Genomic DNA, 17,940 nt, shown 5'->3' with positions numbered 1-17,940 from the left:
CAGTCCATGCCCGCCCTCTCAGGGGCGGGCATGGAGCGTTAATCAGACCGGCAAGCGCGCCAGCTGGGCTTTCAGCTTGCCCACGGTGGCTTCGAATTCGGTGAGTCTTTTCTGCTCCTGCTCAACGACTGCCGGCGGCGCCTTCGCAACGAAGCTTTCATTCTGCAATTTGGCATTGCATTTGCCGACTTCGGTGCTCAACCGCGCAATCTCCTTCGACAAACGCTCGCGCTCGACCGCAACGTCGATTTCGACCTTCAGCACGAGCTTATCATTGCCAACGATAGCAATCGGCGCGCCATCCGCCTGAGCGTCGAGCGCGGCCTCGTCGGCGATGATCTGCACTTCCGACAAACGCGCCAATGCCTGGGCATACGGAGCAAAAGTGCGCAGGCGCTCCGCGTTGCCGGTGGCGAGCAACGGCACCTTGAGCGCGGGCGACAAATTCATTTCGCCGCGCAGATTCCGGCACGCATCGATCACCGCTTTCAGGTCGGCTGCCCATTGCTCTGCATCCTCGTCGATCTTCGACGGCTCCGCGATGGGGTAAGGCTGCACCATGATGGACGCGTCGCCCTCGGCTGCACCCTCGGGATAACGTCCGGCCAACGGCGCCACTTTCTGCCACAACGCTTCGGTGATGAAAGGAATCACCGGATGCGCGAGGCGCAGCACCGTCTCGAGTACGCGCAGCAGCGTGCGGCGAGTGGCGCGCTGCTGATTCGGCTGACCCGTCTGGATCTGCACTTTCGCGAGTTCGAGATACCAGTCACAGTATTCGTCCCACACGAACTTGTACAGGGCGTTGGCCACATTGTCGAAACGATAGTCTGAAAAGCCCTTGGCAATTTCCGCTTCGACACGTTGCAGGCGCGAGACGATCCAGCGGTCCGCCGACGAGAAATTCAGATGGCCCTCAGGGCCGCATTCGCCGCATTGTTCCGGCTTGCCGAAGCCGCAATCGTGGCCTTCGCAGTTCATCAGCACGAAACGCGTGGCGTTCCACAGCTTGTTGCAGAAGTTGCGATAGCCTTCGCAGCGCGCCAGATCGAAGTTGACGTTGCGCCCGAGCGTGGCCATCGACGCCATCGTGAAGCGCAGCGCGTCGGTGCCGAACGCCGGAATGCCGTCGGGGAATTCCTTGCGGGTTTTCTTTTCGATCGACGCGGCCTGCTTCGGATTCATCAGGCCGGTGGTGCGCTTGGCGACCAGCGCGTCGAGGTCGATACCGTCGACGATATCGATCGGGTCGAGCGTATTGCCCTTGCTCTTCGACATCTTCTGGCCTTCGGCGTCGCGCACGAGACCGTGCACGTAGACCGTGTCGAACGGCACCTTGCCGGTGAAGTGCGTGGTCATCATGACCATGCGCGCGACCCAGAAGAAGATGATGTCGAAGCCGGTAACCAGCACCGACGACGGCATGAAGTGTTGCAGTTCCGGTGTTTCGTTCGGCCAGCCGAGCGACGAGAACGGCACCAGCGCCGACGAGAACCACGTGTCGAGCACGTCGTCGTCGCGCTTGAGCGGACCCATGTAGCCGGCCTCGGCGGCCTTTTCGCGGGCGCCTTCCTCGGTCTTCGCGACGAAGATTTCGCCGTTTTCGCCGTACCAGGCCGGAATCTGATGACCCCACCAGAGCTGGCGCGAGATACACCAGTCCTGGATGTTTTCGAGCCACTGGTAGTACGTGGTGGTCCAGTTTTCCGGCACGAACCTGATCTCGCCGCTGCGGACCACGTCGAGCGCCGTCTCGGCGATCGATTTGCCCGGATTGAAAGTGCCTTCCGGCGCCGGCTTGCTCATCGCGACGAACCACTGGTCCGTCAGCATCGGCTCGATCACGACGCCGGTGCGGTCGCCGCGCGGCACCATCAGCTTGTGCGGCTTGACCGATTCGAGCGCGCCGAGCGCTTCGAGGTCGGCGACCACCTGCTTGCGGGCCTCGAATCGGTCGAGGCCGCGGTATTTTTCCGGTGCGTTGTCGTTGATCTTCGCGTCGAGCGTGAGGATCTCGATCATCGGCAGCTTGTGGCGCAGGCCGACCTGATAGTCGTTGAAGTCGTGCGCAGGCGTGACCTTCACGACGCCCGTGCCGAACTCGCGGTCGACGTAGTCGTCGGCGATGATCGGCACTTCGCGGCCCGACAGCGGCAGCGTGACTGTCTTGCCGATCAGCTGCGCGTAGCGTTCGTCTTCCGGATGCACCATCACGGCGGTGTCGCCGAGCATGGTTTCCGGACGCGTGGTGGCGACCGTCAGATGGCCCGAGCCGTCGGTGAGCGGGTACTGGATGTGCCACAGGTGGCCGTTTTCTTCCTCGCTGACCACTTCGAGATCGGACACGGCGGTGAGCAGCACCGGGTCCCAGTTGACGAGACGCTTGCCGCGATAGATCAGGCCCTGTTCATAGAGGCGCACGAACACATCGCGCACGGCGGCCGACATCTTGTCGTCCATCGTGAAGTATTCGCGCGACCAGTCGATCGACGCGCCCAGACGGCGCACCTGATTCGTGATGGTCGAGCCGGACTGCTGCTTCCACTCCCACACGCGTTCGACGAACTTCTCGCGGCCGAGGTCATGGCGCGACACGCCCGTGGCGTCCAGTTGACGCTCGACGACGATCTGCGTGGCGATCCCCGCGTGGTCAGTGCCCGGCACCCACAGCGTGTTTTCGCCGAGCATGCGGTGATAGCGGGTGAGGCCGTCCATGATGGTCTGGTTGAACGCATGGCCCATGTGCAGGGTGCCCGTGACGTTCGGCGGCGGCAGTTGGATCGAGAAATCCTTGCGGTTTTCGTCGAAGGAGGGCGCGGCGTAGGCGCGCTTTTCCCATTCAGGGCCCCAGTGGGCTTCGATGGTGTGGGGCTCGAAGCTTTTGGCAAGCGTTGAGGTGGTGTCGCTCGGGGTCTCGCTCATGTGTCGATCGGCTGGTGGATGCAAAGAATGCTCGATTATAAGCGGCGCAAGGCCGTGGGGGATTTTTGCTCGCGGCGCGGTGGGGGTGGGCTTTTGGGGTGTTCGCCTTTTCTTGGTTGGCCTTTCCTTGATGTCGCGGTGGTCTATTAGCGTTGCCCCTGTGCGGGGCGGCACCTACTTTCTTTGCCGCCGCAAAGAAAGTAGGCAAAGAAAGCGGCTTCACACCGCCAGCTCATAAGCGGGTCCCTTGGCTTGGAGGAGGTAGTGGAACATCTGGAATCGGTGCGCCCGCACATTCCGAGCTAGTGACAAAGCCGTCATCCGCTCCCACTGCGCACTGCGTGCGTCGCGGACGGGTCTGCGAGGGGAACCACCCTTTTTGTTCATGCGCGGTGGGGCCGCCGGCTTCGCCTCGGCGAGGCGCCGAAAATGGGACTTGTTTGGTGTGGGGTGGCCAGCCGAGAAAAGAGCCAGCGGTTTTGAGAACGACCGCATCGGCGCGCGAAGCGTCGCCGGAAGAATGACTGCCTTGTCACTAAGGCTGAATGTGCGGGGGTACTGATTCCAGATGCACCACTGCCCCCTCCAAGCCAGGGGACCCGCTTAAGAATTAGCGGTGTGAAGCCGCTTTCTTTGCCTACTTTCTTTGCGGCGGCAAAGAAAGTAGGTGCCGCCCCGCACAGGGGCAACGCTAATAGACCACCGCGTCATCAAGGAAAGGCCAAAAACCCAGAACCACAACCAAAAGAAGCACACCAAACCCAAAAAAGCCCACCCCCCGCCGGGGCATATAATGACGCACGAACTGCCGCCCTTCAAAAAAATGCCCGATCTGCTAGCCAATCTCAACCCCGAACAACACGCCGCCGTCACGCTCCCCAACGAGCCCGCGCTGATTCTCGCCGGTGCGGGCAGTGGCAAAACCCGCGTTCTGATCACGCGTATCGCGTGGCTCATCCAGCACGGTCTCGCGTCGCCCGCCACCATTCTCGCGGTGACCTTCACCAACAAGGCCGCCCGCGAAATGATGTCGCGTCTGTCGGCGCTTCTGCCGATCGACACGCGCGGCATGTGGATCGGCACCTTCCACGGCCTGTGCAATCGCATGCTGCGCGCGCATCATCGCGACGCGGGGCTGCCGGCCACCTTCCAGATTCTCGACACCGCCGATCAGTTGTCCGCGCTCAAGCGTCTGATGAAGGGCCTCAACATCGACGACGAAAAGTACCCCGCGAAAAACCTCCAGTACTTCATCAACAATGCGAAGGAACAAGGCCTGAGGCCGAAAGACGTCGACGCCACCGACAATTTCAATCGCAAGTTCGTCGAGCTGTACGAAGCCTACGATCAGCAATGCCAGCGCGAAGGCGTGGTCGACTTTCCGGAGCTGCTGCTGCGCTGCTACGAGCTGCTCGCGCACAATCCGCCGTTGCGCGCGCATTATCAGGCGCGTTTCAGGCACATCCTCGTCGACGAGTTTCAGGACACCAACAAGCTGCAGTACGCGTGGCTCAAGCTGCTGGCGGGCCAGACCAACTCGATCTTCGCGGTCGGCGACGACGACCAGTCGATCTATGCGTTCCGCGGCGCGAACGTCGGCAATATGCGCGACTTCGAACACGAGTTCAGCGTGCGTCATCTGATCAAGCTCGAACAGAATTACCGTTCGCACGGCCACATTCTCGACGCCGCCAATCAGTTGATCGCCAACAACTCGCGGCGCCTCGGCAAGAATCTGCGCACGGACGCCGGCCACGGCGAACCGGTGCGCGTCTACGAATCCGCGACCGATTCGCAGGAAGCCGGCTGGATCGTCGAGGAAATCAAGGCGCTGATCAGCACGGGCACGTCGCGCAGCGAAATCGCGATTCTTTACCGCAGCAACGCACAGTCGCGCACGATCGAACATACGCTCGTCAATGCGGGCATCGCGTACCGCGTGTATGGGGGCTTGCGCTTTTTCGAGCGTCAGGAAGTCAAGCATGCGCTCGCGTACCTGCGTCTGATCGACAATCCGAACGACGACACCGCCTTCGCACGCGTCGTCAATTTCCCGACGCGCGGCATCGGCGCGCGCTCGATCGAACAACTGGCCGACGCGGCGCGTCTGTACAACTGCTCGATGGCGGCGGCGATTCCCTACGTCGCGGGCAAGGCGGGGTCGAGTCTCGCGGCCTTCGCGAATCTGGTCGGCAAGATGCGCGCGGAAACGGAACGCATGAGCCTGCCCGAAACGGTCGAATACGTGGTCCGCGCAAGCGGCCTCGCGGACTTCTACCAGAATGAGCGCGAAGGTCAGGACCGGCTGGAGAACTTGCAGGAACTGGTCAACGCGGCCGCCGCGTTCGTCAGCGAAGAGGGCTACGGGATGGACACGCCGGCGCGCTCGATTCCGCTGCGCCCCGGCGCGAGCGCGGCGCCCGAACTGGCGGTCGCCACCGACGATCCGAATACCGTCGTGCTCGACGCACCCGGCATCGCCGACCCCGCGCAAAACCCGGACACGATGACGCCGCTCGCCGGGTTCCTGTCGCACGCATCGCTCGAAGCGGGCGATAACCAGGCGCAGGCCGGCCAGGAAGCGGTGCAACTGATGACAGTACACGCGGCCAAGGGGCTCGAATTCACGGCGGTGTTCATCACCGGTCTCGAAGAGGGGTTGTTCCCGCACGAGAACAGCGCAATGGAATCGGACGGTCTGGAAGAAGAGCGGCGCCTGATGTACGTGGCGATCACGCGCGCGAAGGAGCGTTTGTATCTGTCGTTCGCGCAGAGCCGGATGCTGCACGGCCAGACGCGCTACAACATCCGCTCACGCTTTTTCGACGAACTGCCGCAGGAAACGCTCAAGTGGCTCACACCGAAGGTCGAGGCGGGCGCGCGTTGGGGCGGCCGCTCGGATAACGCGGGTTATGGGCGCGACTGGTTTGCGCGGCCCGGTTATACGGGGCCCGCGTCGTCGACGCCGGCGCCGTTGCCGGCCTTCGCGAATGAGCAGCGCGCGGCCGAGACGGGCTTTCGCGTCGGGCAACAGGTATTCCACACCAAGTTCGGCGAAGGCACGATTACCGCGCTCGAAGGCGGCGGCACCGACGCGAAGGCGCAAGTCAAGTTCAAGCGGCATGGCGAGAAGTGGCTCGCGCTCGCGGTCGCGAAACTGCAGGCGGTCGAATGAGCGCCGGCGTGGGTAACGGCAACGGTGGCGCGCCGCATTCGCATCGTCCGCTCGGGATTCTGGCGGCGTTGCCGCAGGAACTCGGCGATCTCATCGAAGCGATGCGCGCAGAGTCCGGCGTGCGCACGATCACGCACGGTCAGCGCGACTATCACCTCGGCACCGTCCACGGCGCGCCGTGCGTCGTGACGCTGGCGCGCGTGGGCAAGGTCGCGGCGGCCGCTACGGTCAGCGCGCTGATTCATGCGTTCGATGTCGACGCGGTTGTATTCACCGGTGTCGCGGGTGGAGTCGGCGCCGAGGTGCGGGTCGGCGACATCGTCGTGGCCGATGCGCTGTTGCAGCACGACCTCGATGCCTCGCCGCTGTTTCCGCGCTTCGAGGTGCCCTTGCTGGGCGTGTCGCGTTTTGCCGCCGACGTCGCCTTGGCCGACCAGCTTGCGGCGGCGTGCGAGCGCTTTGTCGCGGAGGCGGGCGCGGCGTCGGCGGCGCGCTTCGGCACGCGCGAGCCGCGCGTGCATCGCGGCCTGATCATCAGCGGCGATCAGTTCGTTGCCAGCGCGGCGGGCGTCGAGGCGCTGCGCGCCGCGTTGCCGGATGCGCTCGCCGTCGAGATGGAAGGCGCGGCGATCGCGCAGGTTTGCCATGAGTACGGCGTGCCGTGTGCGGTCGTGCGCACCATCTCCGACACCGCCGACGATCATGCGCCGGCATCGTTCGTATCGTTTCTGACGGAGATCGCGGGGGTGTATTCGAACGCGATCCTGACGCGCTTTCTCGACACGCGGGGCGCGGCGCTCTGAGATTCGAAAGCGGGCGATCAGGCAGGCGCGCTTCGCCCGCTCCCGTCACGCTTTTCCATCCAACGCCTCCCGTACCTGCTGCAACGCCGCCGGATCTTCGATAGTCGGCAGATCGCCGGGCTCGCGCCCTTCGGCGAGCGCCGCGATCGCGCGCCGCAGCAGTTTGCCCGAGCGCGTCTTCGGCAGCATCGACACCACCACCACGCGCGCTGGCCGCGCAATCGCGCCGAGCTGGCGTTCGACCGTCGCCGTGAGCTCGGCTTCCAGGCGGGCGCGCTCGCTGCTATCCGCATACGGCTGCGCGCCGCGCAGCACCACGAAAGCCATCGCCGCCTGACCCTTCAGTGCATCCGTCACGCCGACCACCGCGACTTCCGCGACAGCCGCGTGACTCGACAGCGCTTCCTCGATCTCACGCGTGCCGAGCCGATGTCCCGCGACGTTGATCACGTCGTCGGTGCGGCCGAGGATCGTCACGTAGCCGTCTTGGTCCTGCACGCCCCAGTCGAAAGTCGAATAGACCTGCTGGTTCGGAATGCTCGACCAGTATGTGCCGATGAAGCGGCTGTCGTCGCCCCATACCGTCGACATGCAGCCCGGCGGCAGCGGATAGCCGAGCGTGAGCACGCCTTTTTCGCCGGGCGCGCAGGGCTCGCCGGTCAGTTCGTTGCGCAGCGTGAGATCGAACCCGGCTGACGGCACGCCCGGCGAGCCGAGCCTGGTCGGCAGCGCTTCGACGCCCCGCGGAATCGCCAGCATCGGCCAGCCGGTCTCGGTTTGCCAGTAGTTATCGATCACCGGCTTGCCGAGCGCGTCGGCGATCCACGCGGCGGTCGGCTCGTCGAGCGGCTCGCCGGCGAGGAACAGCGTGCGCAGGCTCGACAGATCGGCTTGCTTCAGCAGCGCCGGGTCCTGGCGCTTGAGCACACGCAACGCGGTGGGCGCGGTGAACATCAGATTGATTTTGTGCTGTTCGACGAGGCGCCACCAGATGCCGCCGTCGGGGCGAATCGGCGTGCCTTCGTACATCACGGTGGTCAGGCCCGCGATCAGCGGCGCGTAGACGATGTAGCTATGGCCGACCACCCACCCCACGTCCGACGCGGTGAACATCGTGTCGCCGGGCTTGCCCTGGAAAATGTGTTCCATCGACGCTGCCAGCGCCACCGCATAGCCGCCCACGTCGCGTTGCACGCCCTTCGGTTTGCCGGTCGTGCCCGACGTGTACAGCACATAGGAAGGCTCGTTCGATTCGAGCCACTCGCACTGCACGTGCGCGTCGAAGAACTGTTCGCGCAGTGGCTCGTACGCGCTCAGGTAGTGGGCGTTCAGGCGTTCGGGCGCGAGTTGCCGGTCGATCAGCAGCACGCGCGGCGTCTGGTGCATCGCGCGTGCGAGCGCCTCGTCGATCAGCGGCGCGTAGTCGATCACTTTGCCGCCGCGCGCGCCGGCGTCGGCAGTGACGATCAGCACGGGCTTCGCGTCGTCGATGCGGGCCGCGAGGTTCGGCGCCGCGAAGCCGCCGAACACCACCGAGTGAATCGCGCCGAGCCGTGCGCATGCGAGCATCGCGAACAGCGCTTCGGGGATCATCGGCAGATAGAGCAGCACGACGTCGCCGCGTTTGACGCCGAGCGAGCGCATCACGGCGGCCATGCGGTTGATCTCCGCGTGCAGCTCGGCGTACGTGTAGTGCCGCTCGATGCCGGTTTCGGTCGACACGTACACGAGCGCATTCTGCTGCGCGCGCTCGGCGAGATGCCGGTCCACCGCGTTGTGACAGAGATTCGTGCGACCGCCGACGAACCAGCGCGCGAACGGCGGATTCGAGCGGTCGAGCACCGTGTCGAACGGCGCATGCCAGTGAATCCGCTGCGCCTCGTCGCGCCAGAAAGCCTCGGGGTTCTCGATCGAACGGCGGTGGAAGTCGCGATAGCTGGTCATCTGCGGCGATCCTTCTGCTGTGTCAGTGAACGGAGATCGGGCCGTACGGCCGTCTTGCGCGGCGCGGCAGCAGGGTGCGCAATGGCACAGGCATCAAACGAGCATCACGCAGGCACCGCAGCAGCATCGCACAAGCATAGAGTACGCGCAGTGCGGCGGACAACGCGGGTTCACCATGAGCGGCGCACCCGTCCAGGCAAAAGAAAAAGGCGCCGCAGCGCCTTTTCCCTGATGCAACGCCCGATCAAACCCGTCAGGCTTTCGCGCGCTTGCCCTCGACATCCGGCAACAGCACCGTCAGCACGCCGATCAGCGGCAGGAACGAGCAGACCTTGTAGACGAACGCGATGCTGGTGGCGTCGGCCAGTTGCCCGAGCACCGCCGCGCCGATGCCGCCGAGGCCGAACGCGAAACCGAAGAACATCCCCGCGACCATCCCCACCTTGCCGGGGATCAACTCCTGCGCATACACGAGGATCGCCGAAAATGCCGAGGCCAGCACCACGCCGATGATCACCGTCAGCGCGCCGGTCCAGAACAGGTTCGCATACGGCAGCAGCAGCGTGAACGGCGCGACGCCGAGGATCGACACCCAGATCACGTACTTGCGGCCGATCCTGTCGCCGATCGGACCGCCGATCACCGTGCCCGCGGCGACCGCCGCGAGGAACACGAACAGATGAATCTGCGCGGCTTGCACCGACAGATGGAACCTGTCGATCAGATAGAACGTGAAATAGCTGTTGATGCTGGCGAGGTAGAAGTACTTCGAAAACACCAGCAGGATCAGCACGCCCATCGCGAGCATCACCTGGTTGCGCGACAGCGTCGCGTGCGCGACCGTGCTACGCGCCTTCCTGACCGACGGATGCTGTTTGTACCAGCGGCCGATCTGCGTGAGCACGACGATCGCGACGAGCGCCGCCGCCGAGAACCACGCGATGCTGCGCTGCCCATGCGGAATCACGATCAGCGCGGCGAGCAGCGGTCCGAGCGACGAACCCGCATTGCCGCCGACCTGGAACAGCGACTGCGCGAGGCCGTGGCGGCCGCCCGAGGCCATGCGCGCGACCCGCGACGATTCCGGATGGAACACCGACGACCCGCAGCCAACCAGCGCCGCCGCCACCAGCAGCACGCCGAAGCTCGGTGCGACCGACATCAGCAGCAGGCCCGCGAGCGTGAAGCCCATGCCGACGGGCAGCGAATACGGCTTCGGATGCTTGTCGGTGTAGGCGCCCACGAGCGGTTGCAGCAGCGACGCCGTGATCTGGTAGGTCAGCGTAATCAGCCCGATCTGCCCGAACGACAACGAAAAGTTGTCTTTCAGCATGGGATAGATCGCGAGGATCAACGACTGGATCATGTCGTTGAGCAGGTGCGAAAAGCTGATCGCGCCAAGCACGGAATAGACCGTGCGCTGGACCCTGGCGGCCGGTTGCGCGGACGCGGCAGGGGTGCCGCTTGCGGGTGGCGCGCCGGCGAGGGCGCTTTTGTCGAGGCTCGTTTCCATACGCTAGATGAGAGAGAACAAAGTGGCGAATAGGCGTCAGTGGGAGTCCGAGGGATCGCGTGTTCCAAGGCCGTCTGCTGCGGCATTTCGACGCGATTTCCCGTGTTTTCAGTCGTTGTTGAAGTTTAGTGTGGCTTGAGTGAATTGTAAGGACAAGTTTTGTCGCGAATCGGACATGGGGCCATATGAGCGCGCTACCCGTCTGTCTCTCGCCGAGCGTGTCGCTCATACGCCTGTGGCGCTTCGCTCGTCTGATAAAAACGGCTTGGCGATTTTTGGCCGTGTATAAAACCGTCGCGGGCGCGCAGCTTACGAGGCGGCGCGTCAAGGACCGGGCGACAGGCGGTCGGCAGGCGCGAGCGGCTTAAAGATCGCAGACCTTCCTGCCGTCAACCCGGAGAGATAGGCAGCAATGCCGGAACCGACCTTTCCGGCAGGACGATACGTGGAGACGGGGAATATGAAAGCAGTTTCGCCAGGCGGGCAGCAGGGTGCGGGGTTCTTGGCGCAAGGACAGGCGGCAGGCACGGCGCCGTCGCGTGAACAGGGCGGCCGCTCACGCGCCGTGAAGGTCAACGGCTTGTCGGTGAAAGCGACGCTGCGCGTCGCGTTCGCGGTGCTGCTAATCGGCACGCTGCTGATCGGCGTGTTTTCGCTGGCGCAGATCGGCCGCCTGAATGCGTCCGCGCAATCCATCTACGACCAGGGCCACGTCGCGAGCCGCGCGGCCGAAGAAGCGCGCGGCCACATGCTGCGCGCGAGCCGCGCGCAAAAAATGCTGCTGACCGCGACCACCGCGAAAGAGCGTGACGAACTCGGCGCCGACATCGACAAGGGTCTCGCCGGTCTGAACGCGCAACTCGCCACGCTCCAGCAGTACGTCGACAGCGCCGACGCGAAGGCGCTCGGACAGCAGAAGGCGTTCGCCGCCGCCGTCACCACATGGAGCGGCCACCTGCGCGACTTCGTGACGCTCGTGAAGGCGCAGCCGCTCGATCTGTCGCAGATGAACTGGCAGGTCGGCACGCAGGACGTGTCGCTGCTGGTCGAAACCGGCAAGCTCGAAAAACTCGTCGACGAACTCGTCGCGCAGCGCGGCACCGCCGCGAAGGCGACCATCGACGCGTCGGGTTTCATCTACCACTCGTCGTTCGTGATGATCGCGGTGATGACGCTCGCGCTGATCGCGCTCGCGTTCGGCATCAGCGAGTGGGTGGTGCGGCGCCTGGCCGGCCAGCTCGGCGGCGAGCCGGCGTACGCGAAGGAAATCGCCAGCCGGATCGCGGCGGGCGATCTGTCGAACCGGATCGCGCTCGGCCGCAAGGACAAATCCAGCATGCTGTACGCGCTGCACGACATGCAAAGCGGACTCGCGACGACGGTCTCCGACATCGCGTCGAGCGCGGATGCGATTGCGACCGCGTCGGGCGAAATCTCGATGGGCAATCTGGATCTGTCGCAACGCACCGAGCAGCAGGCGATGGCGCTGGAGCGCACCGCGAGCAGCATGGAGCAGTTGACCTCGACGGTGCGCCAGAACGCGGACAACGCGAAGCAGGCGAGCACGCTCGCGAACAACGCGTCGGAGATCGCGGAGAAGGGCGGCGCGGTGGTGAGCCGGGTGGTCGCGACGATGAACGACATCAACGAGAGCGCGCGCAGTATCGGCGACATCATCGGCGTGATCGAGGGTATCGCGTTTCAGACCAACATTCTCGCGTTGAACGCGGCGGTCGAGGCGGCCCGTGCGGGCGAAGAAGGCCGCGGGTTTTCGGTGGTCGCCGCCGAGGTGCGCAACCTCGCGCAGCGCAGCGCCGCCGCCGCGAAGGAGATCAAAGGCTTGATCAACGCGTCGGTCGAACGCGTGAGCAACGGTTCGACGCTCGCTCAGGACGCCGGGCAGACGATGGACGAAGTGGTCAAGGCGGTGAAGCGCGTGACCGACATCATGGGTGAGATCTCGGCGGCGTCGTCCGAGCAGAGCGCCGGCATCGAGGAGATCAACCTCGCGGTCACGCAGATGGATTCGGGCACGCAGCAGAACGCCGCGCTGGTGGAGCAGGCCACGGCTGCGGCCCGCTCGCTGGACGATCAGGCGCGCGGCCTGAAGGCGATGGTGGGGAAATTCAGGTTGTAAGCGGATGGGGGGCGCCGGCGGTGTTTGCAATGCGTCTACCCGCGTGAGTGCGGGACAGACGCTGGCTCAACGGCACGGTTATTCGCAGCGCCTGCAGCGTGCGACACCCGCCGCCGTCAACTCGCCTTCGCGTCGCCCGGCTTCACGACGATTGTGCAAGTGATGCCTGCGGCCAGCATCACGTCGTTCGGCACCGAATCGATCTTCACACGCACCGGCACGCGCTGCGCGAGGCGCACCCAGTTGAAAGTCGGATTCACGTCCGCGAGCAGTTCGCGGCTTTGCGGATTGTCGCGATCGTAGATGCCGCGCGAGATGCTTTCGACGTGGCCTTGCAGCGTGCCGCCGCTCATCAGCCGGACTTCGGCCTTGTCGCCGATGCGCACGTGCGGCAGCTTGGTTTCCTCGAAGTAGCCATAGACCCAGAACGAGTGGCTGTCGACGATCGCGAGCTTGGCGTTGCCTGCGGTCGCATAGTCGCCGCGGAACACGTTCAGGTTGGTCACGTAGCCATCGACCGGCGACACCACACGCGTGCGCTCCAGGTTGAGCTTCGCGGCGTCGAGCGCGGCAAGCGCTTGCTGATACGAAGCCTCGGCGGCCGACGCCGTATGCGTCGCGTTTTCGCGGCTTTCCTTCGACACCACCAGCGCGTCCATGTCGGCGCGGCGCTTCGCGTCGTCGCGCTTCATCTGCAGCTCGGCCTTGCGCGCGGCGACCGCGGCTTGCGCCTGTTCGACCGCGATCTGATAGTGCGACGGATCGATCTGCATCAGCAGGTCGCCCTTTTTCACCAGCTGGTTGTCCTTCACCGGCAGATCGACGACCGCGCCGGAAACGTCCGGCGCGACGTTGACGATCTCGGCGCGCACGCGCCCGTCGCGGGTCCAGGGTTCATCCATGTAATGCACCCACAACACGCGTCCAATCAGGATCGCGACGATAAAAATAATGGCTGTCGCGACGAAGCCAAAGATATTTCGGATGGTCATGTTTCGACTCTGATCAACGATAAACGGCGAGACCCAGCACGCCGCACACACACACGAGCAGGCTGGCCCGGAACAAGGACGGATGCCACACCACGCGATACAGGCCCGTATAGGCGATCACGCGATCCAGCACCCAGGTTAGCGCGGCGCCCGCGATGAACAGCAGCACGATGGCCGGCATGTAGGCATCGAGGATGGCGATATCACGAGGCATGAAGAACTCCTTCTGGCGCGCCGGCGCGTCCGCTCGTCAACGGTTCGAGCGGTGATTGCGGATCGAGCAGCGCGGTACGGATGAAATGCAGTTGGCTCAGGATGCGTTGCAGCCGATGCCGCTCCTCGCGCGGCGGCGAGAAGCCGGCCAGCATCTGCTGCAGCTTGTCGATCGCATCGGTGGTGCTGGCGAGCGCGTGCGCGAAGCGTTCTTCGCGCGGCCGCTCGAACAGCGCGTTCAGCGCGTCGCGCATCGTCTGCAACGAGATGCGCCACGGTGTCGATTGCGCGTAGCGGGCGCCGGCGGGCAGCGCCGCGACTTCCTGGCGCAGATCGATCACCGCATTGCCCACTTCGAGCACGGAGAACAGCCAGCGCAAGGTGTCGCGTTTGAGTTCGGGCTCGTTTTGCGCGAGCGCGTTGATCTGGAACATCAGGTCGCGCGCGCCGCTTTCGAAGCGCGAACGCACCCGACGCAGACCCGCGCCGCTCGCCAGCACCACCTGGCGGCGCAGGTCCACCAGCAGGCGGTTGCGCAGCCACGGCGTGGACGGCGGCAGCAACACCGCGAACGCGATCGACGACACCAGCATCGACAGGACCAGCGCCATCGAGTCGTTCATGAAGGCGCTCGGATCGTAGTGCATCAGATTGTCCGGCCCGGCCAGGAAACAGAAGAAGATGCAGTAGCCGACGCCGTAGCCGGCCAGCAGCGGCCGCGTGGTCATGAACACGCCGAGCAGCAGAAACGGCGTGAGCGCCGCGCACAGCATCACGAAACCGTCGATGTGCGGAAACACGCCGAACACCGCGATCATGCCCATCAGCGTGGCGACCACCGTGCCGCCCGCCATCTGGAACACGGTGCGTTTCGGATTCGGCGACGACGACGCCAGCGCGCACACCGCCGCGGCGTTGAGCGTCAGCGTCGAGCCGCTGGGCCACGCGGTCGCGATCCAGAACGTGCCGAGCACGATCATCACGATGGTCGCGCGCAGGCCCGCGACACCCGCCGCGATCGCGTTCGTCTTCGGTTCGTAACGGTCGATCCAGCGTTCGCGCGCATGCGTGTCGACGGCCAGTGAAGCGTAGGTGGCCGCGTACGCATGCAGGTCGTCGATGAAGCGGTACAGCAGCTCGGCGCCCGTGTCGAAGTCGAGCAGCGGCGCGCCGGGATGCGTTTCCAGTTCGGCGCGCGTCGCACGCACGCGCTTCGGCAACTCGGCTTTGTAGGTTTCGAGCTGCGCGGCGGCGTGCGCGGCGTCGGCGGCGCTCAGCACGGGTTCGCCGGACTTCGCGAGCAGCGGGGCGATTTCCTTGAAGTACGGGTCGAGCGCGGCGATCGCGTCGCGCGCGCCGCGCGTGCCGCTCGCGCGCAGCCGGTTCATCAGCTGATGCAGCGCGTGAAAGCGCGTCGATGCGGTCATGAACTCGCTGTTCAGCCGCGCGAGACGCCCGCCGCGCATCCGCGAATCGGGGCCTTCGAACACGGCCACGCTGCGCGCCGCTTCGAAACCGACGATGTCGGCGATGAAGCGCGCATTGGTCGCTTCGATCTGCGCGCGGTCGTTGCGCCCGGCCAGCGTCGCGGACACGTATTCGACGAAGGCCGAGAAACGCGCGCGCACGGTGCTGCGCATCTGCAAGCCGGCGAACTGCGGCAACACGAGGCCGCTCACCGCGCCCGCACTAATGATGCCGATCACCACTTCGGCGACGCGCGTGAGCGCGCTCAGAAACGCGCCGTCCGGATGCTGCGAAGCGGGGATGCCGATCAGCGCGGCGGTGTAGCCGGCCAGCACGAAACCGTACGAACGGAAGTTGCGGTTGCGCGCCGCGCCAGCGGTGCAGATGCCGACCCAGATCGCCGTCGACACGATGAACATCTCCGGCTGCTGCGCGAACAGGCCGAGCAGCGCGAGCATCACGACGAGGCCGACGAGCGTGCCGCAGATCCGGTAGAAGCTCTTTGCGAATACCATGCCGCTTTGCGGCTGCATCACGATGAACACCGTGGTCATCGCAGTGCGCGGCTGCGGCAGGTCGAGCTTCATCGCGATGCCGAGCGCGAGAAAGCAGGCGGCGAGCGCCTTGAACATGTAGACCCAGGTGAGGCCGTCGGTGCGCGCCCATTCGGCAGCGGCCGAGCATAACGCGGCGAGCGACGTGGGGCGCGCGGTGGAGGAGGGAGATGCTGACATGACGGGCTTCCTCACTCCGCCGCCGGCGTTGCGGCGATGGCGCGCGGGGCGGTGGTCGCGGCTGCCGCGGCTGCCGTGGTGGTGCTCGTGCGGGGTGCGGCGGCGTCGCCGGTGTGCCTACGGCCGGCCGCGTGGCTGGCTGCGCCTGCCGTTGCCGAGCCGTTTGCCGGTTTGGCGGCGGGCTTGCGCGCGACGGTCGCGGCGTTGCTCTTGCCGGTGGCGTTCTCGCTGCCGGTGGACGCCGCGTTGTCTGCCCGGCTCGGCAGACTCGCGGACGCGGCAACGTCGGCCGGGTTCACGGCGACGTCGCCGTTCGCGGGCAACGCGTTGCCTTTACCCTTGCCGTGCGCCGGCAGCGTCTCGCTCACCGTCGGACCGTTGGCGGGCTCGTCGAGCCCACCGCCCAATGCGGTCACGAGCGACGCATGCGCGCCCAGGCGCTCTGCCTGGATTTTCGCGACGCCTTCCTGTGCGCGCAGCAACTGGTTTTGCGCGATCAGCACGTTCAGGTAATCGGTCAGACCGCGCCTGTAACCTTCTCGCGACAGATCGTAGTTCTTGCGCGCCGCCGCGACCGAGCGGTCGGCGTCCTCGGACTGGGTGGCGAGTGAACGGATGCGGATCACCTGATCGGAGATGTCCTTCAGCGCGCCGACGATCGACTGGTTATAGCGCTCCACCGCCTCGTCGTAACCCGCCGACGCCGCGCCGAGTTGCGAGCGCAGCCGGCCGCCGTCGAAGATCGGCAGCGATAACGCCGGACCCGCGCTCCAGCTATGCGACGGATTCTTCAGGAACTGGAACAGCGGTCCCATTGCCGCATAGCCGCCGATCGACGCCAGCAGGTTGATGTCTGGATAGAAGTCGGCCTTGGCGACGTCGATGCCGCGCGCCTGCGCGGCGACGCTCCAGCGCGCCGCGACCACGTCCGGGCGGTGACCGATCAGGTCCGCCGGCAACGCGCTCGGCAAGCCGGCCGGCGCGGCGAGCGACAGCGTCGGACGCTGGATCGCGTCGCCCGCGCCCGGACCCTTGCCGGCCAGCGCGGCGAGCTGATTGCGCCCGAGTGCGATCTTCTCTTCGATTTCGTCGATCTGGCGCTCGTATTCCGGCATCGGTGTTTCGGCCTGGCTCACTTCGAGCTGTGTGCCGATGCCGCCTTTCAGGCGCCGGTTGGCCAGGTCCACGATCTGCTGCTGTTGCTGCAAGGTGGCCTTGGCGATGTCGAGCAGCGCGTAGTTCAGCGACATCCCGATATACGTGCGCACCACGTTGCCCTGCAGTTCGAGCTGGGCGGCGCGCGCGTCCGCGGCGCTGGCGTGGGCGGCGTCGAGCGCGCGTTCGGCGGCGTTCTTGTCCTTGCCCCAGAGGTCGAGGTGATACGACAGGCCGAGCGTGCCGGTGTTGTTCCACGATTGCTCGCCCGCGAGCGGGCCCGGGCCGTAGTACACGTTGTCAGCCCACTTCTGACGCTGGATCGACAGACTGCCGTTGACCTGCGGCGACAAGGCGGAGCGGGCGACGCCCGCCATCGACATCGCCTCGCGCACGCGCGCCTGGGCGGCCGCGAGGCTCGGATTGCCCGTCTGCGCGGCTTCGATCCACTGGTTCAGTTGCGGATCGTTATAGGCGCGCCACCAGTCGGCGGCCGGCCATTGGGCGTCGGCGTTGGCGGCGCGGATCGCGTTGCCGGCGTCGAGCGACGACGCCTCGATGCCACGGTTTTGCGGCGCAATGCCTCCGGTACTGGCGCAGCCGGCGATTGTTAATAGGATCGTAAGAACCGCGACAGCGGAGACCCTTTTCGGTACCGGAGACTGCACGATTTCCTCCAAAATTGACTATAGAAGCTTGTGCGTCATTATATTTTTTGATTGATTGGGGAATAACCGGTAAAGGTGCAAGGCATTTTTACGATACGTGAGATAATCGCCTTTGCGAATCGTGTAACAATCGCTTCCGATTAATCGCAACTGGGTTGTAGGGAGTGGGGTTGGCGATGAAGCGCTGACTTTTGGGTGAATTGCAACGCGTTGCAGA

The 17,940-nt window shown here is 65.2% G+C and carries 10 protein-coding genes; 3 read left to right on the top strand and 7 right to left on the bottom strand.

What is annotated here, in order from left to right:
• Positions 1–42: 42 nt before the first annotated feature.
• Positions 43–2,922, bottom strand: a complete 2,880-nt coding sequence (locus HV770_RS20440; protein ID WP_175162489.1) for a valine--tRNA ligase — start codon at positions 2,920–2,922, stop codon at positions 43–45.
• Between the two features lie 823 nt (positions 2,923–3,745).
• On the opposite strand from HV770_RS20440, the gene HV770_RS20435 reads away from it, so the two are divergent.
• On the top strand, positions 3,746–6,097 hold the full coding sequence (locus tag HV770_RS20435; RefSeq protein ID WP_121315228.1) for a UvrD-helicase domain-containing protein: 2,352 nt from the start codon (positions 3,746–3,748) through the stop codon (positions 6,095–6,097).
• Complete coding sequence (locus tag HV770_RS20430) at positions 6,094–6,900, top strand: 5'-methylthioadenosine/adenosylhomocysteine nucleosidase (RefSeq protein WP_175162487.1); 807 nt, start codon at positions 6,094–6,096, stop codon at positions 6,898–6,900. The genes HV770_RS20435 and HV770_RS20430 overlap by 4 nt, the downstream gene beginning before the upstream one ends.
• Positions 6,901–6,945: 45 nt before the next feature.
• Here the strand turns inward: HV770_RS20430 and HV770_RS20425 are convergent, their stop codons facing one another.
• Both HV770_RS20425 and HV770_RS20420 read right to left on the bottom strand, forming a co-directional pair.
• Positions 6,946–8,844 carry a propionate--CoA ligase gene (locus HV770_RS20425; protein WP_175162485.1) on the bottom strand — a complete coding sequence of 633 codons (1,899 nt, stop codon included), beginning with the start codon at positions 8,842–8,844 and terminating at the stop codon, positions 6,946–6,948.
• 253 nt (positions 8,845–9,097) lie between these two features.
• Positions 9,098–10,357, bottom strand: coding sequence for an MFS transporter (locus HV770_RS20420; RefSeq protein ID WP_175162483.1), 1,260 nt, complete (start codon positions 10,355–10,357; stop codon positions 9,098–9,100).
• 460 nt (positions 10,358–10,817) lie between these two features.
• Here HV770_RS20420 and HV770_RS20415 point away from each other — a divergent pair, with 460 nt between their 5' ends.
• The gene (locus HV770_RS20415; protein ID WP_175162481.1) at positions 10,818–12,494 is read left to right on the top strand and encodes a methyl-accepting chemotaxis protein; all 1,677 of its coding nucleotides are present in this window, start codon (positions 10,818–10,820) and stop codon (positions 12,492–12,494) included.
• Between the two features lie 116 nt (positions 12,495–12,610).
• On the opposite strand, the gene HV770_RS20410 is transcribed toward HV770_RS20415, so the two are convergent.
• From HV770_RS20410 to HV770_RS20395, 4 genes are read right to left on the bottom strand one after another with little or no spacing between them, the layout of a single operon-like run.
• On the bottom strand, positions 12,611–13,486 hold the full coding sequence (locus tag HV770_RS20410; RefSeq protein WP_175162479.1) for an efflux RND transporter periplasmic adaptor subunit: 876 nt from the start codon (positions 13,484–13,486) through the stop codon (positions 12,611–12,613).
• A 13-nt stretch (positions 13,487–13,499) separates the two neighbouring features.
• The gene (locus HV770_RS20405; RefSeq protein WP_121315222.1) at positions 13,500–13,700 is read right to left on the bottom strand and encodes a DUF1656 domain-containing protein; all 201 of its coding nucleotides are present in this window, start codon (positions 13,698–13,700) and stop codon (positions 13,500–13,502) included.
• Entirely contained in the window at positions 13,690–15,900 is a 2,211-nt protein-coding gene (locus HV770_RS20400) for an FUSC family protein (protein ID WP_175162477.1), read from the bottom strand. Before HV770_RS20400 ends, HV770_RS20405 begins: the two co-directional genes overlap by 11 nt.
• A gap of 11 nt (positions 15,901–15,911) precedes the next feature.
• Positions 15,912–17,723, bottom strand: a complete 1,812-nt coding sequence (locus tag HV770_RS20395) for an efflux transporter outer membrane subunit (protein WP_175162475.1) — start codon at positions 17,721–17,723, stop codon at positions 15,912–15,914.
• Between the last annotated feature and the right edge of the window lie 217 nt (positions 17,724–17,940).

This window comes from Paraburkholderia fynbosensis (assembly GCF_902859935.1).
Taxonomy (GTDB): Bacteria; Pseudomonadota; Gammaproteobacteria; order Burkholderiales; family Burkholderiaceae; genus Paraburkholderia; species Paraburkholderia fynbosensis.
The sequence above is the reverse complement of the archived record's forward strand: the minus strand, read 5'-3'. Positions and strand labels throughout refer to the sequence as shown.